Raw genomic sequence first — 19,939 nt, 5'->3', positions numbered from 1 at the left:
CCAGCAGCGCCGGCGCCGGCCGCGCCACCGCAGCTGGCGCTGGTCCGGCCGTCCGAGCCGCGCGCGATGCCGGCGCCGCCGCCGGCCGGCAGCACGGACCGCTATTTCCAGGACTGCCCGACCTGCCCCTGGATGGTGCGCCTGCCCGGCGGCACGCTGCTCATGGGGCAGGGCTCGGGCGACCCGGCCGCACGGCCGGTGCGGTCGGTCACGATCCGTCCCTTCGCGCTTGGCCAGTTTCCCGTGACGGTGGCGGAGTGGAAGGCCTGCGGCGCGGCCGGCGGCTGCGGCCCGCTGCCGCGTCTGGCGGTGGCGGAGGATGCGACGCCGCTGCACAATGTCGCCTGGGACGATGCGCAGGCCTATGTCGCCTGGCTCTCCCGCACCACCGGCCAGCGCTACCGCCTGCCGAGCGAGGCGGAATGGGAATATGCTGCGCGCGCCGGCAGCGCCACGCGCTATCCCTGGGGCGAGCAGCTGGGTGTTGCGCAGGCGAATTGCGCGGAATGCGGCGGCACGCAGGATGCCCGCGGGCCGATGCCGGTGGATGCCCATCCGCCGAATGCCTTCGGCCTGCACGGCATGGCCGGCGGCGTCGCCCAATGGGTCCAGGATTGCTGGGCGCCGAACTACCAGGGCGCCCCGGCCGACGGCTCGGCGCGGGAGACGCGCGGGTGCATGCGGCGGGTCCTGCGCGGCGGCTCCTTCCGCTCGGGGCGGGAGGAGATCCTGCCGGTCGCGCGGAACTTCTACGACGCGCCGGTGCGGTACCAGGCGAACGGCTTCCGCGTCGCCCGCGCCATCGACTGACCGCGGCGCTACTGCGGCTGGCTTGCCGCCACCGCCTGCGGCCGGCCGGGCCGGACCGTGACGGTGATGCGCTTCGACATCACCGGCGGATCGTGCGGGATGTGGTCGGCATCGCCCATCAGAAGTTGCAGCGTGTGCACGCCGGGCGGCAATTCCAGCATCGTCTCCGTCTGCCCCAGGCCGAAATGCAGGTGGTTGCGATCATTCGGGATGGGCCGGTCCAGCGCCGGCAGCGGCGCATCGACGATGATGTGGTGGTGGCCGGTATTGGCCGTCGTCACGCCGGCCGGGGCCACGCCGAAATTGCGCGTGCCGAACCACACCTTGAAGCGCGTGCCGCTGATGACCTGCCCATCCTGCGGCCAACCGATATAGACATAGGCATCCTTCGGCGCGGCGCTGCGCGGCCGCGGTGCCTCGGCCGCCGCAGTGGCGGCCGGCGCGGCATGCGCATGGTCCGGGGCTCGCGTCTGGGCAGCGGCTTGCCCGGCGGCGGCGGGAAGCATGGCGGCGGAGGCCAGCAGCAGATGGCGGCGCGTCGATGGCATGCTCGCCTCCCTCAGGGCAGGACGGTGATGGTGATCCGCTTGCTCGCCAGCGGCGGGTCGTGCGGCACATGATTCTCGTCAGCCAGCAGAAGTTGCAGCGTGTGCCGGCCCGGCGGCAGGTCCAGCCGGGCCTCCGTCTGGCCAAGGCCGAAATGCAGGTGGTTGCGGTCATTGGGGATCGGCTGATCCAGGGGCGGCAGATCGGCATCCACCAGCAGGTGGTGATGACCGGTCATCGCCTTGTCGATGCCGGCCGGCGCGATGCCGCCCTCGCTCAGCCCCATGCGCACCCAGAAGCCACCCTTCACCGTCGCGCCGTCGGGCGGCCAGAGGATATAGACGCGGGCATTCTCCGGCATCGCCCGCCGCTGCGCCGTCGCCGTGGCGCCGCCCAGCAGCGCGATGGCCGCAAGGCCGGCGAGAAGATGCGCGCGCGTCATCGGATGATCCCCCTCTCGCCGCACGGCCCGCTGCCGCGCGATACCGTGTGTTGCGGGGAAGTCGACGCCGTGCTCCGCGCCAGTTCAAGGAACGTTTGCGGGATCGCGCCGATCGCCGCTGCTGTGAACCACGCCACAGCGCCGCGGCCGCCGCGCCGCCATGCTGCGCAGGGACGAGAGGAGACAGGCCATGCTGCCGACCAGGCTTGCCGGTGTCGCCGCCCTGCTGCTGGCCGCCGCGCCGGCGGCGCAGGCGGCGGAAAGCGCGGTGCTGCTGGCCGCGACCGCGCCGGGCTATGCGCCCGGCATGGTGATCGACCCGCAGGAGCGGCTGCGCCTGCCCGACGGCGCCAGCGTGACGTTGCTGCTGCGCTCCGGCCAGATGCTGAAGCTGCGCGGACCGCTCGAGACCTCCCTGGACCGGGCCGAGCCGGCGCGACCGAATGGCTCCGCCGCCGCCCTGGCCGAAGCCTTCCGGCTGCGCGGCGTGGATGCGACCGCCATCGGCGGCACGCGCGCCGCGGCGCTGGGCAAGCGCATGCAGCGCGCCGCGGCGGAGGTATCCGTCGAACTCGAGCGGTCCGGCACCTGGTGCGTCGCCCCGACCGACACCCTGTGGCTGATGCGCCCCGTCGGCGGGCCGGCCGAGTTCGGGCTGCGGCGGCGCGGCAGCCTGCGCCGCCTGGCCTGGCCGCCCGGCGCGGCGCGCGTCGAATGGCCGGGCGACCTGCCGATCGAGGATGGCGACAGCTTCGACGTGCTGGCGGATGGCCAGGTGCGCGCGACGCTGACTTTCCGGCTCCGCACCGGCGCGACGGGGCAGGAACCGACCGAGATCGCGCAGGGGGTCCTCCTGGGCTGCCATGCCCAGCACGAGGCGGCGCTGCGCCGCCTGGCGCGCGCGCATCTGCCACCGGATCTCTGGCTCAGCACGGAGCGTGGCCGGACACCCACCTATGCGCCCGGCGAGCGGATCGGGCTGACGGCGATGGCGGATGCCGATGGCTGGCTCTATTGCGTGACCACGCAGAGCGATGGCGCGGCCATCGCCGTCTTTCCCGCCTCGGCCGCCGGCGGCGCCAGGCTGGCAGCCGGCGTGCCGGCCTCGCTGCCGGGCGACCGGCATGGCATCGCCCTGCCGGCCGGGCCGCGTGGCGTGCAGCGGGTGCAATGCTGGCTGGCCGACCGTGACGCCGGGCCGGACCTGCCGGATGCGCTGCGGGGCGCCGCCGTCGGGAGGCTGCCGGACGGGCTGGCGCCGACGCTGGACACGATCTTCGCCGGCATGGCCGGCCAGGTGGCCCGGGCGAGCCTCGACATCCGGGTGGATTAGAGCAGATCCCGATCAGGTGGGATCACCTGAGCGGGTGAAGATGCTCGTAGTTTCAGATGACGACGGCGGTTGCCGTGAGCCATGGCGAACGGAAGCCGCTCAAGGCCGGGCGTGGCGCGTCGCATGTGGCAGATCGCGCGGCGCTGAGCGGGGCACCGCCGCACCCGGGGACCAGCCCGAAACCCCGAGCGTCCGGTCGGAGATCTCCTGGGTCACGACAGATCGCCGGGCGGCATCAGTGCGGGAATTCGACCACGCGCCAGAACGCCTCCAGCATGCTGATGGACGCGAGGAAGTCCTGCCCGATCCGCTGCTTGACGAGATAGCCGGCGACGTTGTGGTCATAGGCCTCGAGCATGTCCTCCTCCGCCTGGGATGTGGTCATGACGAAGACGATCATGCGGTGCAGCGCCGGGTCGCTCCGCAGCACCGAGAGAAACTCGATCCCGTCCATCCGCGGCATGTTCAGGTCCAGCAGGACGAGGCAGGGCGAAGGCACCTTCTCTTGCCCGTTCTCGCCGCGCAGCCGCTCCAGCGCCTCGACGCCATCCCCGACCTCGATGACCGGGTTGAGGATCTTCAGGGTCTTGAAGGCTCGGCGGACGGCCATCCGGTCGACAATGTCGTCCTCGACCAGCAGGATCGTGACCGTCTTGCCCGTCATGGCGGCGTCTCGCTCCAGGTGAAGACGAAGGTGGCGCCGCGGCGCGGCGGCGCGCTCTCGATCCAGATGCTGCCGCCATGCGCCTGCACATGCTTGCGCACGATCGCAAGGCCGATGCCGCTCGCCTCCACCGCATCGCGGCTCGCCAAGGTCTGGAAGATCTGGAAGACGCGGTCCTGGAAGCGCGGCGGGATGCCGGGACCGTCATCGCCGATGCGGAACTCCGCGACGTCGTCCTGCTTCCGCATCGCGACCTCGACCCGTCCCTCGGCCCGGTCGTGATGCATGATGGCATTGACGATCAGGTTGCTCAGCACCTGCTGCAGCGGGGCGAGATGCGTGCGCAGGACCGGCAGGCCGGGGGCGCAGGCGATGGTGAAGCCGGCCGGCGCCCCCAGCGTTGCCGCGATGTCCCGCACCAGAGCGGCCACATCCACCGCCTCCGCCTCCGGATAGGACTGCCGGGCGGCCCGTGCATAGGCCAGCAGCCCGTCCAGCAGCGACTGAAGCCGCAGGACGCGGCCCTGCAGCATGCGCAGGTTCTCCGCCGTTGTCGCGCTGGCGGCTGGGCCGATATCCTCGGCGATCCAGTCCGCGAGATGCCCGATCGCCCGCAGCGGCGCCTTCAGGTCATGCGACGCCGCATAGGCGAACTCCTCCAGCGCGGCATTCGATCGTTCCAGCTCCCGCTGCCGGTTCGGCTGCCCGACCATGCGGTCGAAACGGCGCAGCTGCTCGACCTCTGTCCGCAGGTCGACGGCCATCCGCGCCTCGATCGCCGTCCGCAGGTCCCGGGCCAGCGCCAGGTCGACCGTGCTCCAGGGCGCGGAGCGGCCGGTGACCACCTGCTGCCAGGCGGCGAAGCTGGTGCGCGGCTCCATCGCGCCTTCGGCATGCGCCGCCGGGTCGCCGCCCCAGGGCACGATGCGGGATTGCTCCGGGCGGAACCAGAGGATCGCGTCGTCGCCGCTGGTCGACAGCGGCAGGAAGAGCACGCCGCTGCCCTGCGCGCGGCAGGCTTCCAGCGCCGGGTGCCGCAGGACCAGGTCGTCGAGCGCCACCGGTCCGGCATCGGGGCCCAGTTGCAGCACGGCCAGGATCCGGGCGATGTCGGTCGGCCGCGGCGTGCTGCCGAGGCAGCGTATCGTCCCGCCCAGGCTGATCGCCGCGCCGGGCGCATCCACCAGGTGCAGCAGGTCGGCTTCGGCGGCCACCAGGGCGTCTGCCAGCGGCACCGGTGCGGCCAGGCGATCGGTCAGCGTGCGCAAGGTCGCGGCGTGGCCCTGCCGCATCGCCTCATGCTCGGCATCCGCAAGGCCGGCCAGCATCACCGATACCGCCGTACCGACCATGTCCGCGACGGCCCGCAGATCGGGGCCGGCGACCCGCGGGGTCGCATGGTGGCAGACCAGCATGCCCCAGAGCTGCATCCGGCTGGCGAGGCCCACCGTCAGGCTCGCCGCCGTTCGCATGTTGCGCATGTAGCGGCGATGGATCGGCGACACGCTGCGCAACGCGCTATGGGTCAGGTCGAGCGACGGCGCCGCGGGATCCGCTGCCAGCACCGGCACCGGGACATAGCCGGCATCGGCCACGGACCCGACCCGCTGCCGCAGATAATGCTGCCGCGCCTGCGCCGGGATGTCCGCGGCGGGATAGCGCAGGCCGAGGAAGGGCGGCAGGGACGCATCGCGCTCCTCGGCCACGACCTCGCCGTCGCCCTCGGGCCCGAAGCGATAGGCGAAGACCCGGTCATAGCCGCTGACGGCGCGCAGGCCGTGCACCGCGAGGTCGCAAAGCTCGCTTGGCGTCCGCGCCACGCGGAAGGTCTCCAGCACCCCGCGGGCTGCTTCGATGGTGGCATCCGGCTCCGGCTCGACGCGCACGATGTCCAGGCAGAGTTGGTGGGCGTGGCGATGCGCGCGGACCCGCAGCCGCGTGCCCCCCGGGCCTTCCAGCCGCCCGGTGCAGGACGCCGCCGCCCCCGGGGCCGCCGACCGAAGCCGGTCGAGGATGCTCTCCCACGCCGCGCGCCCGATCAGCGTGGCGAGCGGCGCGCCCAGGGCTGCCGTCGCCGGGACACCGAGGAATGCCGCGAGGTTCGCGCTCGCATGCGTGACGGTGGCGTCGTCCGGCCCGGCGGCGAGCAGCGCGCCATGCGGCTGGATCGCATCCGGCACATGGATCTGCTCATCCTCGCAGCGGGCGAAAGAGGCGGGCAGCGGCTGGGAATGCGGCCCGATGGTCATGCCCCCATGCCCGCTCGGCCGGCAGCGCCAGGCAACCGGCCGCACGCCATCAGCAGGTTCGGCCAAGCCTTGGTCCGGCAGGCATCGGACGTCATCAGGCGCCGCATCTCAAGATATCGCCCCAGATTGGACCAATCGGTCCGATCCTGCCAGCAATAAGGATGCTCGATTTATTTTTGCTCTACAGATTTTCTACTTCATTTCTCTAAGTTCATTCCGTCAATGAACGCCAGACCTGCAGCATCCGCCGGCCATGCGCCAAGGCCGGGCTCGACGGCGCGGCCATCGTCGCCTCGCGGCCAATGTCCCAGGCCTGCGACCGGGCACCCGGCCCCGCCGCCGCCCCGTCCGGCGTGGCAGCGCGGAGATGGCCGGCCAGCCGGGCCATCAGGACATCGGGACGGAAGGGCTTGGTGATGAAGTCGGTGGCGCCGACCTCGCGCGCCGCGGCCCGCATGCGGTCGTCGACGAAGGCGGTGAGTGCGACGATGGGCACATCGCGGTATCCCGGCATCCGGCGGATGGCGTGGCAGGCCAGCAGGCCGTTCATATGCGGCATAGCGATGTCGAGCAGGACCAGTTGCGCCGGGAATTCGGCCGCCAGCCGGACCGCTTCCACCCCATCCGCGGCCAGCATCACCTCCAGATCCATCTGCAGCAGGATGGAGCGGAGGACCCCCCGCATCACCGCCTCGTTCTCCGCCAGGATCACGTGCTTCCTCTGCGTCGCCGGCGGCATCGCTGTCGTCTGCGTCATGGCGGCCGGCTCCTCGGTTCCCGCATGATCCCGGCCAGGACCTCCAGGGCGGCGGCGGATTCCTGGCGCAGGGTGCGGCCCAGGCGCATCGCCTCCGGCGCCCCGGCACCGGCGGGATGGGCGAAGTCGCGGGATGCCGCGGACAGCGCCGCAAGGCCGAACATGCCGGAGGTCGAGGCGAGGCCATGCGCCGCCTCCCGCTGCAGCGTGGGTGGGGCGCGGCGGTTGAGCAGGGCCAGCATCGCCTCCACGCTGTCCTGCAGCGCACCGAGATGGCCGGCGACCTCGCCGGCCGGCACGAAGGCCAGCGTCGCATCCAGCGCCGCGCGGTCGAGCCGCGGCGGGCGCGGCGCCTCGTCCCGCGCCGGCGGCGCACGCCGCGCCACCGCCGGGCTCTGGCCCGATGCCACCGTGGCGATGGTGGACATCAGCGCCGCATAGGTGACCGGCTTGGCGACATGGCCATCCACGCCGGCCGCGCGCGCTTCGGCCATTTGCGCGGGCGAGGAATAGGCGGTCAGCGCCACCACCGGCACCGTGGCGGCGGGGCCCGGCAGGGCACGGATGCGCCGGGTCGTCTCCTGCCCGTCCATGCCCGGCATCTGCATGTCCATCAGGACCAGATGGATCCCGCCGGCGCGCACCAGCCGCAGCGCCTGCCGGCCATCCTTCGCCAGCACCGGTTCATGCCCGGCGGCCAGCAGGAAGGCGCCGACCACGTCGCGGTTCATCGCCACGTCGTCCACCACCAGGATGCGCAGCGGCGCCGCGGGACCGGCCGCCGTGGCGGAAGGCATGTCCGCCGCGCGGTGCTCCGGCTGCGCGGGCGGCAGGTCGATCCAGAAGATGCTGCCGCCGCCGGGATTGGGCAGGTGCCCGAAGCTGCCACCGAGCAGGCGGAGGATGCCGGCGACGATGGACAGGCCAAGTCCCGCCCCCTCGACCGCGGAATCGGCGCCGCAGCGCTCGAAGTCATGGAACAGCAGGCCAAGATGCTCGGCCCGGATACCGCAGCCGGTATCGGCGACCTCCACCCGCAGCGCGCCGGGCACGGCACCGGCCGCCAGCCGCAGCTCCACCGAGCCGGTATCGGTGTACTTCACCGCATTGCCCAGCAGGTTGAGCAGGATCTGCCGCAGGCGCGCCGGATCCGTGCGCAGCTCGGCCGGCGCGTTCGCGTTGCGCTCCAGCCGCAGCGACAGCCCGCGCGCCGCCGCCATGGGCGCGATGACGGCCAGGCAGCGCTCGCAGAGCGCCGCGACGGATACCGCTTCGGGGTGGATCTGCAGATTGCCGGTCTCGATGCTGGCGAGGTCGAGGACCTGGTCGATCATCTCCAGCACATGCTGGCCTGCTTCCAGCATCGCGCCGACCCGCTGGTCCTGCCGGGCGCTCAGCCCGCCTTCCAGCCGGAGAAGCTGGGCATAGCCGAGGATGCCGTTGAGGGGCGTGCGCAACTCATGCGTCACCATGGCGACGAAGCGGGTCTTGGCTATGTTCGCCCGGTCGGCGACCTCCTTGGCGGCACGCGCCTCGGTCTCCGCCGCCTCGCGCACCGCCACTTCCTGCTCGAGCGCCGCGTTGACGGTCTTCAGGCTGTGCATCGACGCGGCGAGGCTGCGGCGCAATTCCTTCTGGGTCACCGCGCGGGTGATCGCCCGCCACAGGCTGTCCTCGTTGATCCGGTCCTTGACCAGGTAGTCCTGCGCGCCCTGCTGCATCGCCGCGACGGCCACGGCCTCCGTCCCCTGCCCGGTGACGAGGACGACAGCGCAGGACAGTTCCCCGGACGACATGGCGTCCTGCAGGAATTCAAGTCCGGTCATGTCCGGCAGGCGGAAATCCAGCAGCAGGCAGTCGAAGCGCCCTTCGCGCAGCAGGGCCAGCCCGGATGCACCGTCGGATGCCGTGACGATGCTGAAGGCCCGCGGAGCCTTGCGGCGCAGCAGCACGCCATAGTTGCGCGCATCGATGTCGTTATCGTCGACGACGAGCAGGCTGTAGGTACGCTCCGCATCCGCCATGTGTGCCCCCCCTGGGGCCGGCATTGGTCAGGAGTCGGAAGAGTGTCAGGGTATCCGTTGATTTTGCCTTACTAGTCGGTGCCCGGCAGGAATCCGGGACGACACGCATCCGGCGCGCGGAACCGGGGACGGGCAGCGCCGCGAGGCGCCCGGACCGAGTGGATAGCGTCGTCCGGGTGCGGCCGAGGGGGCCCGCATGCCGTCGGGCAGGCCGGCGCCCTTCGGCCGGCGGTCATGCCGGTCACTCGCGCTGCGGCGAACCGCGGGCGGCGCCGCAGGCCGTCCGCCGCGGCGGCGGCGACCGGCGCACCCTGCCGCAGGAAAGCCCGCGGGCCCGTCACCGGGGCGCCGGGCACCCGGCGTGGGATGGCCAGCGCCATGGCGAGCAGGTCGACGACGCCCAGGCGCATGGCCCGCGCCGGCTGGCCAGGCCCCCGTGCGGCACGCGCGGCGCTGCCCGGCGCGTCCAGCCAGCGCAGGTCGGCAGTCCCGCCTGCATGCCCCAGGCCGCGCTTGGCGGCGATGCAGGCCGGACCGGCGGTCCGGGCGACTGCCTCATTGGCCTGAGGACGACGCGGATGGATCCCCAGGCCAGGGGGATGCCTGGCGCCAGGGTTCAGCGTGGCTGGGTCAGCGCGGCAGGTCGCCCGCCAGGCCGAAGGCGTCGGGGTAGCCGAACAGGCCGACCTGGCCGCCGGTATGCAGGAAGACCACGTTCTCGTCCGGCCGGAACATGCCCTTGCCGATCAGGTCGATCAGCCCGGCCATGCCCTTACCGGAGTAGACGGGGTCGAGCAGGATGCCTTCCTGCTCCGCCAGCAGCCGCACCGCATCGACCATTCCCTGGGTGGGGATGCCGTAGCCCTGGCCGACATAGTCGCAATTGGCGACGACATGCTCGGCCTTCACCAGCGCCGGCAGGCCGAGATGGGCGATGGTCTTCTCGGCCAGGGCCAGGACATTCGCTTCCTGCCGCGGCTTCGGGGCACGGACTCCGATTCCCAGCACAGGGATGCCGCTGTTCAGCGCCACCAGGCCGACGACGAGGCCCGCCTGGGTGCCGGCGCTGCCCGTCGCATGCACCAGGTGGTCGATCCGCAGCCCCATGTCGGAGGCCTGGGTGACCAGTTCCTGCGCGGCATTGACATAGCCCAGCGCGCCGATGGGGTTGGAGCCGCCGCCCGGGATGACATAGGGCTTGCGGCCTTCGGCGCGCATCGTCTCCGCCACCGCCTCCATCTCCGCCTGCATGTCGGCGCCGCCGGGGCGGCGGGAGGTGGTGGCGCCGTGCAGCTTGTCCATCAGGACGTTGCCCGACTGGGTGTAGGCCGCATCGGTGTAGCCGGTCCGGTCCTCCAGCAGGATATGGCAGGCGAGGCCGAGCTTCGCGCAGGCAGCGGCGGTCTGGCGGGCATGGTTGGACTGGGTCGCGCCCTGGGTGAGGACGATGTCGGCGCCCTGCGCCAGGGCATCGGCCATCAGGAATTCCAGCTTGCGGGTCTTGTTGCCGCCGGTGGACAGGCCGGTGCAGTCGTCCCGCTTGATCCAGAGCCGGGGTCCGCCGAGATGCTTCGAGAGGCGGTCCATGGGCTCGAGCGGCGTCGGCATGTGGCCGAGCCGGACGCGCGGAAAGCGGGCGAGGTTCATGGCGGGGCGTGTCCTCCGGGCGTCGGGCGTTTGCCGGCACGGCCGGTGCCGCGACGCCGCTGTTCACCGCCGGGGGGCGACGCCTGTCGGATCGCACCACCAGCGGCCTCGCCCCGGTAACGGCCCAAACCGCCCGGCAGTCAAGTCGGGCCGTGGTTCGCGGGGGCCCCCGGGCAGGGTAGCCACCGGCATGGGGCTGGGGGCCCGGCGGCCAGGGCGGATGGCCGCGGCAGGCGCCTGGCGCCGACGGGGCCAGCCGGATCAGGCGGCGGCGATGCCCGCCATCACCCGATCGATCCCGGCGGTCACCCGCCCGGGCCCTCGGTGGTCAGTCCGGCGGCATGCAGCACCCCGCCGGCCCAGCCGGGCATGATCGGGCGGCCGCGTCGCCCGTCCGGCTCCGGCGCCACCGCGGCCGGCGTCGCCGGCCGCAAGCCAGCCCCTGCGGCCCACGCCAGGCCGCGAGGGAAGCCCGGACCGGTCACGCCGCGGTCTCATCCAGCCCGCGCACCTGCGGGCATCCCTGAACGAACCCTCACGCGGCCATGCGCAGGTCCTGGAACAGCCGATCGACGGCGCGCGCGGCCGTTTTCGGGTCGGTGAAGACCAAGCCCAGCAATCCCTTCTCCACCCGGGCGACGCGCGCCGTCACCGGCGCCGGGGTACCGGGCAATGTCACCTGCACCGCCGTGCCGGCGTTGAAGGGGAGGTCGCTGGCAAGGCCGACCCCGCCGGCCGAGATGTCCTTCAGCGGCAACGACACGGTCCGCCCATCGGGCAGCGTCAGCATGGCCTGCTTGTCGCCCGGCACGGGCCGGCGCTCGAAGCGCCGGCGCTCGCCCTCATCGGTGCGCAGCAGTTCGATGAAGCTCTCCACCTCCGACCGCAGCGTGCCGGCCTGCTTGCTCACGGCCTCCGCCGCCTCAAGCACATGCCCGCTGACCGTGCCGGAATCCCGCGCCACGCCGGACAGTTCCTGCATCGCGCCCGCGACCACGCCGGTGGTGGCGGAGACGCTCTGCACCCGGACATTGATCTCGCGCGTCGCGGCCCCCTGCTGCTCCACCGCCGCGGCGATGGCCGCCGCCACCTCGTCCATCCGACCGATCGCCGCCGCCACCGCCTGCATCGCCGCGGTCGCGTCCCCCGTCGCTTCCCGCATGCCGGTGATCTGGGAGGAGACCTCCTCGGTCGCCTTCGCGGTCTGGGCCGCAAGCTGCTTCACCTCCCCCGCCACCACCGCGAAGCCCTTGCCGGCCTCGCCGGCGCGCGCCGCCTCGATGGTGGCATTCAGCGCAAGCAGGTTGGTCTGCCCGGCGATGTCGCCGATCAGCCGCACCACATCGGTGATGCGCTCGGCGCCGCTGCTCAGCGCCTTCATGCGGGCATCGGTCGCGCTCGCCGCCTCCACCGCGTCGCGCGCCACCTGCGCCGCCTGCGCCACCTGCCGGCTGATCTCGGCGACGCTGACGGCCAGTTCCTCGGCCGCGGAGGCAACGGTCGCCAGGTTGGCAGCGGCCGTGTCCGCCTCCCCCGCCGTGTTGGTCGCCCGGCCCTCGGTCTGCCGGGCGCTGTCGGCCATGCTGCGGGCGGCATCCCGCATGCCGGACGCCGACTCGCCGAGCGAGGCCATGACGCCCGCCACCGACCGGCTGAACTCGGCCGTGTGCCGCTCCATCGCGGCCGCCCGGCGCTCGCGCGCCGCCCGCTCCTGCGCCGCTGCCGCTTCCAGCCGCTGCTTCTCCATCAGGCCGTCGCGGAATTGCTCCAGCGCGGTCGCCATGGCGCCGATCTCGTCCTGCCGGGCACGGCCGGGGATGGCGACGCCGGTCTCCCCCGCGGCCAGCCGCCGCATCGCCCCCGCCAGACCGCCGAGCGTGCCGGCCATGCGCGCCGCCGCGAACAGGGCGGCCGGCACCGCCACCAGCAGCACCAGCAGGCCGGCACCGCCGATCATCAGCAGGCTGTGCCGCTCCGCCGTGTCCCAGGCTGCCAGCGGCAGGGCAAGCACCACCGCGCCGGCCACCTTGCCTTCGAGGTCGCGGATCGGCCGCACCAGCGCCATGTGCCGCCCGGCCTGCCCGATGGTCGTGACCACCGGGTCGGCGGTGCCGGCGCGGATCGCCGTCAGCAGCGCCTCCGGCACCGTCTCGTTGGTCACGCCCGGCACCGTGCTGGCGGTGAGCTTGCCGGCGCCGAACAGCAGCGCCTCCCCTCCGGCGAGCAGGCCGATGCTCCGGGCCACCCGGGCATCCAGCCGCATGGCGGCCTTGACGGTGCCGATGACACGGCCATTCCGTTCCAGCGGCACCGCCGCGCCGAGCGCGATCAGGCCGGTGGTGGGGGACACCACGCTGCCGATGGACACCCGCCCAGACAGCGCCGCGGCGACATCCGTCACGCGCGATTTGTCGTCGCCGCGCTGCGCCGGATTGTGCCCACGGGCGATGACGCGACCGCCGGCATCCGTCACCTCCAGCACCTCGAGCGAGGGGTCGGCCCTCTTCAGGACCGTGAAGCTTTCGACCACCAGCGGGACGGCATCGTCGGCGCTCCGCCGCTCCACCGCGTCGATCAGCGCGATGCGGATCGCCGTGCTGGCGGCGATGGTCTGCATGCGCTGGCCCGCTTCCTCCAGCGCCCGGTCCAGCCTTTCGCCGGCCGCCTGGAACTCCGTCCGCAGCCTCTCCGCTTCCAGCGAGCGGAGGGACCATAGCCCGCCACCACCCGCCAGGAGGGCCGCCACCAGAGCCGGCAGGATGGCGATCAAGGCGAGACGACCGCGCAGACCCAAGGACAGGGCTGTGACAGGCATGGCAGATTCCCGAAGCGACCTCAGTCACTTCGATGACACGAACCCGGTGAACAGGATGTGAAATCAACGGCCTTTCTGCCGCAATGCGGCATCGGCCCCGCGCCCGTCCCTGGGCGGCGCGGCGCCATGCACCCCGTTCCGTCGGGTGGCGGGCCTCACTCCGGCTGGTAGTTCACGCTCCGCAGCAGCTCGCCCGCCCGCGCGATCTCCGCGGCGATGAAGCGGCGGGCCTCGGCGATGCTCTCCGTCACCGGCTCCAGCACCTGGCCGGTCAGGCGCTGGGCGATGGCCGGGTCGCGCATCGTCTCCCGCATCAGGGCATTGACCCGGTCCTGGATCGCCGCCGGCGTTCCCTTCGGCGCCCAGGCACCGTACCAGGACTGGAATTCGAAGCCCGGCAGCCCGGCCTCCGCCAGGGTCGGCAGGTCCGGCGCCAGGGCGGAACGCTGCCGCGTGGCGATGCCCAGCGCCCGCACCCGCCCATCGGCCGTCGCGGGCAGCACGCCGAAGCTGTTGTCGATCAGCAGCGGGACATTGCCCGCCATCAGGTCGGTCAGCGCCGGCTGGGTGCCGCGATAGCTGACCAGGTCGAGGTCGAGGCCGGTGCGCCGCAGGAACTCGATGGTCGCCAGGTGGCTGGCGGCACCCAGGGAGGAGATGGCGATGGTCCAGTCCTTCGGCCGCGCCTTGGCCGCCGCGACCACCTCGGGCAAGGTGCGCTGCGGCCGGGTGCCGCCGATCACCATCACCAGCGGCGCCTGCGCCCAGCGGCCCAGCACTTCCAGGTCCTTCTCGGGGTTGAAGGTCGCGCCCTTCAGCACCAGCGGCATGACCGCCGTGTTGAAGGCGGAGGCCAGCAGGGTGTAGCCGTCCGGCGCCGCCTGCAGCACGGCATTGGTGCCGACCAGGCCGGCGCCGCCGGTGCGGTTCTCCACCACCGCCTGGGCGCCCAGCGTCTCGTTCAGCCGCTGCGCCAGCAGCCGCGCCAGCGCGTCATTCGCCGCGCCCGGCGGCCAGGGACAGATGACGCGCAGCGGCCGGCCCCCCGGCCAGGCATCCTGCGCATGGACCGCCGGCGCGGCCAGCAGGCCGAGCGCGGCGCCGATCACGTGGCGGCGGTGCATCGCGTTTTCCCTCCCTGTCCTGGCCTTCGTCGCGTGCCGCCGGCGGCGCCGGGCGGGCGCAGGATCATGCGCGGATCCAGGCCTCCGTCACCCGGACGTATTTGATCGCCTGCCGCCAGTAGGTGTAGGCGAGGTGCAGCGCCCCGTCCGGCGTCTGGCAAAGCGAAGGATAGCTGAACTCCCGGTTCAGCCGGTCCTTCGAATTGTTGGTCATGCAGTAGCCGTCGCCGGTTTCGAGGTCGCGGCGCCAGGGCCAGGTCAGGCCGCCATCCTCGGACAGCGCGATGGTCATCGGCGCCCGCGGCGCGCCCCAGAAGGCGGCGCGCCCCTCGGCCGGCGGGGCGGCCGGTTCCTCCCCGCCGATATCGTCGTAGAGCGAGGCGCGGCGGCCTGACGCATCCGCGGCGCTGCTCGCGTTGTACATCAGGGCGATGGCGCCGCTGGCGAGCGTGAGCGCCATGACGGAGCTGTTGTTGTTGGGCAGCGAGGTCGGTCGCGGCGCGGTCCAGCTGCGCCCGCCATCCGGGGATTCGCTGCGGTACACATGGTCCGCCCAGCGGCTGCGGTAGAAGGCCAGAAGCCGGTCCTGCCCGGGGGCGGGCCAAGGGATGATGGACATATGGACGCAGCCGGTGCTGTCCGGCACCGGGCATTCCCGCCAGGTCGCGCCCGCATCGGCCGAAAGCAGCACGGAACTCGTGTCCAGGTCGCCGGTCCAGGCGCCGGCGGCAGGCTTGGTGCAGCGCCAGATCGGCAGCAGCCATTCGCCGCTCGCGTTCACCACGATGCGGCTGCGGATGAAGGTGCCGTAGCCCGGCGTCTCCGGGATGATGTCCTCGATCGGGCCCCAGGTCGCGCCGCCATCCGCCGAGATCCGGCGGCGGATCAGCGCCGTGTCCTGGTTGCCGCCGAGCTGGGCGGTCCAGAGCAGCCAGAGCGCGCCGGCGGGCGTGGCGAACAGCAACGGGTTCTGCTCGCTCCGCGTCGGATCATCCGAGAGCCTCACCGGCTCCGCCCAGCGCGTCGCCCCGGGCGCGAGGCGGGAGAACCAGACCGAGATGTCGGGGATGCCCTCCTGCGTGCCGCCGAACCAGGCGCAGCCGAGCGCGCCGCCCGGCAGCGGCGCGATGAAGGCGGCATGGTTCTGCACGCAGGGGGTGGGGATGAAGGCTTCGACCCGGCCGGGGTCGCCGGGATGCGGCGCGAGATCGGCGGGCCGGTCGATGAGTCCGTCCATCAGCGGGGGGTGTCCTGCATCGCCGGGTTCCTGGTGCGGGGGGTGAGGTCCTGCCGGCCGCCACCGGGGCGCGGCCGTCGGGCTGCCCCGGGGGCCAATGGCGTGGCGATCACCGCGGCACCCGCCCGGGGCCGATGGCCCCGTGGGAAAGCCGCACCGCCGCCGCCAATTCCGCGGCGATGGCGCCGGCCCGCGGCGCGGCCAGGTCGGCGAACTCCACCGCCGGCAGCCGGCCGCCGACGATGGTCAGGCTGACGCCGGCGATGGGTGCCCCCGCCGCGTCCAGCACCGGGGCGGCGACGGTGCAGAGGCCATAGGCATTCTCGCCCTCGGACAGCGCCCAGCCGCGCGCCCGCACCTCCGCCAGCCGGGCCAGCAGCGCATCGAGGCCGGTCAGCGTCCGCTCCGACAGCTTGACCCGCGGCACCGCGTCCAGCTGCCGCAGCTGCTCCTCCCGCGGCAGGAAGGCGAGGATGGCCTGGCCCAGCGCGGTGGCATAGGCGCCGATGCGGGTGCCCGGCCGCCGCACCAGGCCATGCTGGTCCAGCCCGGCCTCGACCCGGGCGAGGTAGATCACCTCCCCGGCCTCCAGCACGCCGAGAGAGCCGGCATCGGCGATCGCCGGCACGACGTCCCGCAGTAGCGGGGCCGCATGCTCGCCCAGGTCATGCGCCGCCAGGGCGGCATGGCCGAGTTCCAGGCATTTCAGCGCCAGCCGGAAGCGCCGGCCGCCCGGCACGGCGCGGAGATAGCCGAGATCGAGCAGGGTATGGATCAGGCGGAAGGCGGTGCCGCGGTCGAGGCCGGCGCGCAGCCCCACCTCCGACACCGTCAGCTCCGGCATGCCCGGACCGAAGGCGCGCAGCACGGCGAAGGCCTTCGCCACCGACTGCACCTGGTTTTTCGGGTTGTCGGCCGGGCGGTCATCCCGCCGCGGCGCCGTTGCCTCGCCCATGTCGTCGCTTTTGCTCGGAATGCGAACGCTTGTTCGTTATCTGCCACATTGCTACGTCGGTGGCTGCGACGGTGTCAATCACCGCTCGGCCGAAGGGAGGAAGCGCATGCCGTCGGACCAGCCCCCGGGGCTCCGCCATGCCGTGGTGACCGGCGCGAGTTCCGGCATCGGCGCCGCCATCGCCGCCTGGCTGCTGCGGGAGGGCTGGCGGGTCACCGGGCTCAGCCGCGGCGCCCCGCCGGCGATGCCGGCGGGCTATGAGCATCGCGCCGCGGACCTGCTGGACCCGGCCGCGACCGCGGCGGCGCTGGATGGGCTGGCGCCCTTCGCGCTGGTGCATGCCGCCGGGCTGATGCGTGCCGGCGCCCTGGGCGGGCTGGACCCTGCAGCGGGGGAGACGCTGTGGCGCCTGCATGTGGATGCCGCCTTCCAGCTGGCCGACGCGCTGGCGCCGCGGATGCCGGAGGGCGGGCGGATCGTCCTGCTGGGCAGCCGCGCCGCGGGCGGCGCGCCCGGCCGCAGCCAGTATGCCGCGGGCAAGGCGGCGCTGGTCGCCATGGCACGGTCCTGGGCCGTGGAATTGCTGCCCAGGCGCATCACGGTGAACGTGGTCTCGCCCGCCGCGACCGACACGCCGATGCTGCGCGACCCCGCCCGCGCCGGGATGCAGCCGAAGCTGCCGCCGATCGGCCGCTACATCGCGCCGGAGGAGGTGGCGGCGCTGGTCGGCTTCCTGCTCGGCCCGCATGGCGGGGCCATCACCGGGCAGCAGATCCTGGTCTGCGGCGGCGCGTCCTTGGGCTGACAGGTGGCCGGGACTGGAACCTCCTGGCGCCCTGGCCGCGAGGGTGGCGGCGATGGTCACCCGTCCGCGCCCGCGGTTCAGGACGGGACCCGGCCTAGCGACGGTGGGGCAGGGGTGCGGTAGGGGCGATAGCGAAACGGCCTGGGCTGGCGGGCAAGGGACCGGCTTGTCGTTCCGGGTCGGGCGACCGAGTTGGACAGTCCCAGGGCCGGTTCCGCTGCCGGCTGCGCCGGGATGTGAAGGCCGATCCGCCACCTTCCGCCGTGGCCCGGCGGATCCGCGCATCCCGGCGCTCACGCCCGCCCGCGATCCGCGGTAGGGTTGCGGCAACACCAGCAGGAGGACGATCCCGAATGTCCGAGGCAGACACCCTCGCAAGGACCGCGGCGCGGCCGGCCGAGCATTTCGACGTGCTGATCGTGGGCGCGGGCATCTCCGGCGTCGGCGGCGCCTACCACCTGGCGACCCAATGCCCGGGCACAAGCTACGTCGTGCTGGAAGCGGCGGAGACCTTCGGCGGCACCTGGTGGACGCACAAATACCCCGGCATCCGCAGCGACAGCGACCTGCACACCTTCGGCTACCGCTTCAAGCCCTGGGTCGGCCCGCCGATCGCTACGGCGGACGAGATCCGCAAGTACATGGGCGACGTGATCGAGGAGAACGGCCTCGGCAGCCATATCCGCTACCAGCACAAGATCAGCAGCGCGAGCTGGTCGAGCGCCGAGAACCGCTGGACGATCGAGGCGACCAACACCGCGACCGGCGAGGCGGTGGTGATCACCGCGCAGTTCCTCTGGATGTGCCAGGGCTACTACCGGCATGCGGAGGGCTACACGCCGGAATGGCCGGGCATGGCCAGCTTTCAGGGCAGCATTGTGCACCCGCAGAGCTGGCCCGAGGGGCTGGACTACACCGGCAAGCGCGTGGTGGTGATCGGCTCCGGCGCCTCAGCCGCCACCATCGTCCCGGCCATGGCGGGCAAGGCGGCGCATGTGACCATGCTGCAGCGCTCCCCCACCTATTTCCGGACCGGACGCAACGCCATCGAGCTGGCCGAGGAATTGCGCAAGCTCGGCGTCGAGGAAACCTGGATCCACGAGATCACCCGCAGGAAGATCCTGCTGGAGCAATCGGTCTTCACCGAGCGTTGCTTCAAGGAACCCGAACAGGTGAAGCAGGAGATGCTGGCGAACCTGCGCAGCATCCTCGGCCCCGACTACGACATCGGCACGCATTTCACGCCGAGCTACCGGCCCTGGCGGCAGCGCATCGCCTTCGTCCCGGATGCCGACCTGTTCCAGGCGGTGGCGCGCGGCGACGCCTCGGTCGCCACCGACGAGATCGAGAGCTTCGACGCGACCGGCATCCAGCTGAAATCCGGCCGGCACCTCGATGCCGACATCATCGTCACCGCCACCGGCTTCCACCTGAACGTGCTGGGCGACATCGAATTCGCCATCGACGGCAAGCCGCTCGCCTTCCACGAGACGGTGACCTATCGCGGCATGATGTTCACCGGCATCCCGAACCTGGCCTGGGTCTTCGGCTATTTCCGGGCGAGCTGGACGCTGCGCGCCGACCTGGTCGGCGACTTCGTCTGCCGCCTGCTAAAGCACATGCAGGCGAAGGGCGCGAAGCGGGTCGAGGTGGCGCTGCGGCCCGAGGATGCGGACATGGAAATCCTGCCCTGGATCGACCCGGAGAATTTCAATCCGGGCTACCTGATGCGCGGCATGCACCTGCTGCCCAAGCGCGGCGCCAAGTACGAATGGCAGCACACCCAGGACTACTGGCGGGAGAAGGACGAGTTCCCGAAGATCGACCTGGACGGGCCGGAATTCCTGTACCGGTAGCGCCTAGGCAGGGGCGGCGGGCCCGTCTGGCCCAGCCCGCCCGGCATGCGGGTGATGCCCATGCCGGGGCGCGGCGCCACATGCGGCTGCGTCGCGCCCCGGTGCCCGAGCGCCGCTACAGCGGCCGGAAGGACAGCGACATCATCGTCACCGCCGCCTCCAGGCAGGGCTTCAACGCGCGCGGGAATTCCAGCCATAGCGTCGCCACGGTCCCGTCCGGGGTGACGACGCTGCGGCGGTAGAAGATGCGGCCCAGGATGAAGCCGCTCAGCACGAACCAGGTGCCGCGGCGGCGCCGGTAGGTGATCTCGCCGCGGCTGTTGCGCAGGATGTCCTCCTCCGCCTCCGCGAGCAGCGTGTCCAGGCCGCGGCGCTGCGCGGGACGGGCGGCGTCGACCACCGCGGTGGCCTGCCGGTCCGCGGTCCAGAACCGGGCGCTGTCGCCGGCGGCGGGGATGCTGCCGGGGTCGAGCGCGAAGACCGACGGATAGGTCATGGTGATCCCGAAGCGCTCATTGCGGTAAGTCCGCGACCGGCCGTCGCCCGGGGGCGGGCAGGCCGGGCCCTGCGCCGCGGCGGGTGACGTCCCGAGGGCGAGCGCCCCGGCGAGCACGGCGCGCCGCCGCGCGGCTCCGGGCGTGGCCCGTTCGGGTGCTGGTTGCATCGCGGCTCCTC

16 protein-coding genes are annotated in these 19,939 nt (G+C 72.7%); 4 read left to right on the top strand and 12 right to left on the bottom strand.

Annotation, left to right across the window (positions count from 1 at the left end; all coding sequences use genetic code 11):
* Positions 1-810: formylglycine-generating enzyme family protein (locus E2C05_RS16710; RefSeq protein ID WP_205082866.1), on the top strand; the 810-nt coding region annotated here is incomplete at its 5' end.
* 8 nt (positions 811-818) lie between these two features.
* Here the strand turns inward: E2C05_RS16710 and E2C05_RS16705 are convergent.
* Together E2C05_RS16705 and E2C05_RS16700 are read right to left on the bottom strand one after the other, a co-directional pair.
* Positions 819-1,358 carry a DUF4399 domain-containing protein gene (locus E2C05_RS16705; protein WP_133220784.1) on the bottom strand — a complete coding sequence of 180 codons (540 nt, stop codon included), beginning with the start codon at positions 1,356-1,358 and terminating at the stop codon, positions 819-821.
* Positions 1,359-1,369: 11 nt separating this feature from the next.
* A complete protein-coding gene (locus E2C05_RS16700; RefSeq protein ID WP_133220783.1) occupies positions 1,370-1,798 on the bottom strand; it encodes a DUF4399 domain-containing protein in 429 nt (142 codons plus the stop codon).
* A 190-nt stretch (positions 1,799-1,988) separates the two neighbouring features.
* Between E2C05_RS16700 and E2C05_RS16695 the strand changes: the two genes are divergently transcribed.
* A complete protein-coding gene (locus tag E2C05_RS16695) occupies positions 1,989-3,131 on the top strand; it encodes a DUF4384 domain-containing protein (protein ID WP_158292170.1) in 1,143 nt (380 codons plus the stop codon).
* A 235-nt stretch (positions 3,132-3,366) separates the two neighbouring features.
* Here the strand turns inward: E2C05_RS16695 and E2C05_RS16690 are convergent, their stop codons facing one another.
* The 9 genes from E2C05_RS16690 to E2C05_RS16650 all read right to left on the bottom strand — a co-directional run bounded on the left by E2C05_RS16690 (position 3,367) and on the right by E2C05_RS16650 (position 16,603).
* Positions 3,367-3,795 carry a response regulator gene (locus tag E2C05_RS16690; protein ID WP_133220781.1) on the bottom strand — a complete coding sequence of 143 codons (429 nt, stop codon included), beginning with the start codon at positions 3,793-3,795 and terminating at the stop codon, positions 3,367-3,369.
* Positions 3,792-6,044 (bottom strand): ATP-binding protein, encoded by a 2,253-nt coding sequence (locus tag E2C05_RS16685; RefSeq protein ID WP_133220780.1) that lies wholly within the window; start codon positions 6,042-6,044, stop codon positions 3,792-3,794. The genes E2C05_RS16690 and E2C05_RS16685 overlap by 4 nt, the downstream gene beginning before the upstream one ends.
* A 211-nt stretch (positions 6,045-6,255) precedes the next feature.
* A complete protein-coding gene (locus E2C05_RS16680; RefSeq protein ID WP_133220779.1) occupies positions 6,256-6,801 on the bottom strand; it encodes a response regulator in 546 nt (181 codons plus the stop codon).
* Positions 6,798-8,825, bottom strand: coding sequence for a hybrid sensor histidine kinase/response regulator (locus E2C05_RS16675; protein WP_158292169.1), 2,028 nt, complete (start codon positions 8,823-8,825; stop codon positions 6,798-6,800). The genes E2C05_RS16680 and E2C05_RS16675 overlap by 4 nt, the downstream gene beginning before the upstream one ends.
* 630 nt (positions 8,826-9,455) lie before the next feature.
* Positions 9,456-10,472 (bottom strand): D-cysteate sulfo-lyase, encoded by a 1,017-nt coding sequence (cuyA, locus tag E2C05_RS16670; RefSeq protein ID WP_133220777.1) that lies wholly within the window; start codon positions 10,470-10,472, stop codon positions 9,456-9,458.
* Between the two features lie 535 nt (positions 10,473-11,007).
* Positions 11,008-13,218, bottom strand: coding sequence for a methyl-accepting chemotaxis protein (locus E2C05_RS16665; RefSeq protein ID WP_205082858.1), 2,211 nt, complete (start codon positions 13,216-13,218; stop codon positions 11,008-11,010).
* Between the two features lie 224 nt (positions 13,219-13,442).
* Positions 13,443-14,411, bottom strand: coding sequence for a Bug family tripartite tricarboxylate transporter substrate binding protein (locus E2C05_RS16660; RefSeq protein WP_133220775.1), 969 nt, complete (start codon positions 14,409-14,411; stop codon positions 13,443-13,445).
* A gap of 64 nt (positions 14,412-14,475) precedes the next feature.
* Positions 14,476-15,648, bottom strand: a complete 1,173-nt coding sequence (locus E2C05_RS16655; RefSeq protein WP_133220774.1) for a sialidase family protein — start codon at positions 15,646-15,648, stop codon at positions 14,476-14,478.
* A gap of 109 nt (positions 15,649-15,757) precedes the next feature.
* Positions 15,758-16,603, bottom strand: a complete 846-nt coding sequence (locus E2C05_RS16650; protein WP_133220773.1) for an IclR family transcriptional regulator — start codon at positions 16,601-16,603, stop codon at positions 15,758-15,760.
* Between the two features lie 106 nt (positions 16,604-16,709).
* Here E2C05_RS16650 and E2C05_RS16645 point away from each other — a divergent pair, with 106 nt between their 5' ends.
* Together E2C05_RS16645 and E2C05_RS16640 are read left to right on the top strand one after the other, a co-directional pair.
* On the top strand, positions 16,710-17,408 hold the full coding sequence (locus E2C05_RS16645) for an SDR family NAD(P)-dependent oxidoreductase (RefSeq protein WP_133220772.1): 699 nt from the start codon (positions 16,710-16,712) through the stop codon (positions 17,406-17,408).
* A gap of 353 nt (positions 17,409-17,761) precedes the next feature.
* Positions 17,762-19,264 carry a flavin-containing monooxygenase gene (locus E2C05_RS16640; protein WP_133220771.1) on the top strand — a complete coding sequence of 501 codons (1,503 nt, stop codon included), beginning with the start codon at positions 17,762-17,764 and terminating at the stop codon, positions 19,262-19,264.
* Between the two features lie 115 nt (positions 19,265-19,379).
* On the opposite strand, the gene E2C05_RS16635 is transcribed toward E2C05_RS16640, so the two are convergent.
* Positions 19,380-19,928 (bottom strand): hypothetical protein, encoded by a 549-nt coding sequence (locus tag E2C05_RS16635; protein ID WP_133220770.1) that lies wholly within the window; start codon positions 19,926-19,928, stop codon positions 19,380-19,382.
* Between the last annotated feature and the right edge of the window lie 11 nt (positions 19,929-19,939).

This window comes from Paracraurococcus ruber, from assembly GCF_004353985.1.
GTDB classification, from domain to species: domain Bacteria; phylum Pseudomonadota; class Alphaproteobacteria; order Acetobacterales; family Acetobacteraceae; genus Paracraurococcus; species Paracraurococcus ruber.
Note: the sequence above shows the minus strand (reverse complement) of the source record. Positions and strands in the feature narration are given on the sequence as shown.

Excerpts from the sequence above, each read along its gene's own strand:
- E2C05_RS16700 (WP_133220783.1), bottom strand. The coding sequence starts at position 1,798 with ATGACGCGCGCGCATCTTCTCGCCGGCCTTGCGGCCATCGCGCTGCTG.
- E2C05_RS16645 (WP_133220772.1), top strand. The coding sequence starts at position 16,710 with ATGCCGTCGGACCAGCCCCCGGGGCTCCGCCATGCCGTGGTGACCGGC.
- E2C05_RS16640 (WP_133220771.1), top strand. The coding sequence starts at position 17,762 with ATGTCCGAGGCAGACACCCTCGCAAGGACCGCGGCGCGGCCGGCCGAG.
- E2C05_RS16635 (WP_133220770.1), bottom strand. The coding sequence starts at position 19,928 with ATGCAACCAGCACCCGAACGGGCCACGCCCGGAGCCGCGCGGCGGCGC.
- E2C05_RS16675 (WP_158292169.1), bottom strand. The coding sequence starts at position 8,825 with ATGGCGGATGCGGAGCGTACCTACAGCCTGCTCGTCGTCGACGATAAC.
- E2C05_RS16650 (WP_133220773.1), bottom strand. The coding sequence starts at position 16,603 with ATGGGCGAGGCAACGGCGCCGCGGCGGGATGACCGCCCGGCCGACAAC.
- E2C05_RS16680 (WP_133220779.1), bottom strand. The coding sequence starts at position 6,801 with ATGACGCAGACGACAGCGATGCCGCCGGCGACGCAGAGGAAGCACGTG.
- E2C05_RS16705 (WP_133220784.1), bottom strand. The coding sequence starts at position 1,358 with ATGCCATCGACGCGCCGCCATCTGCTGCTGGCCTCCGCCGCCATGCTT.
- E2C05_RS16690 (WP_133220781.1), bottom strand. The coding sequence starts at position 3,795 with ATGACGGGCAAGACGGTCACGATCCTGCTGGTCGAGGACGACATTGTC.
- E2C05_RS16695 (WP_158292170.1), top strand. The coding sequence starts at position 1,989 with ATGCTGCCGACCAGGCTTGCCGGTGTCGCCGCCCTGCTGCTGGCCGCC.
- E2C05_RS16655 (WP_133220774.1), bottom strand. The coding sequence starts at position 15,648 with ATGGACGGACTCATCGACCGGCCCGCCGATCTCGCGCCGCATCCCGGC.
- E2C05_RS16685 (WP_133220780.1), bottom strand. The coding sequence starts at position 6,044 with ATGACCATCGGGCCGCATTCCCAGCCGCTGCCCGCCTCTTTCGCCCGC.
- E2C05_RS16660 (WP_133220775.1), bottom strand. The coding sequence starts at position 14,411 with ATGCACCGCCGCCACGTGATCGGCGCCGCGCTCGGCCTGCTGGCCGCG.
- cuyA (WP_133220777.1), bottom strand. The coding sequence starts at position 10,472 with ATGAACCTCGCCCGCTTTCCGCGCGTCCGGCTCGGCCACATGCCGACG.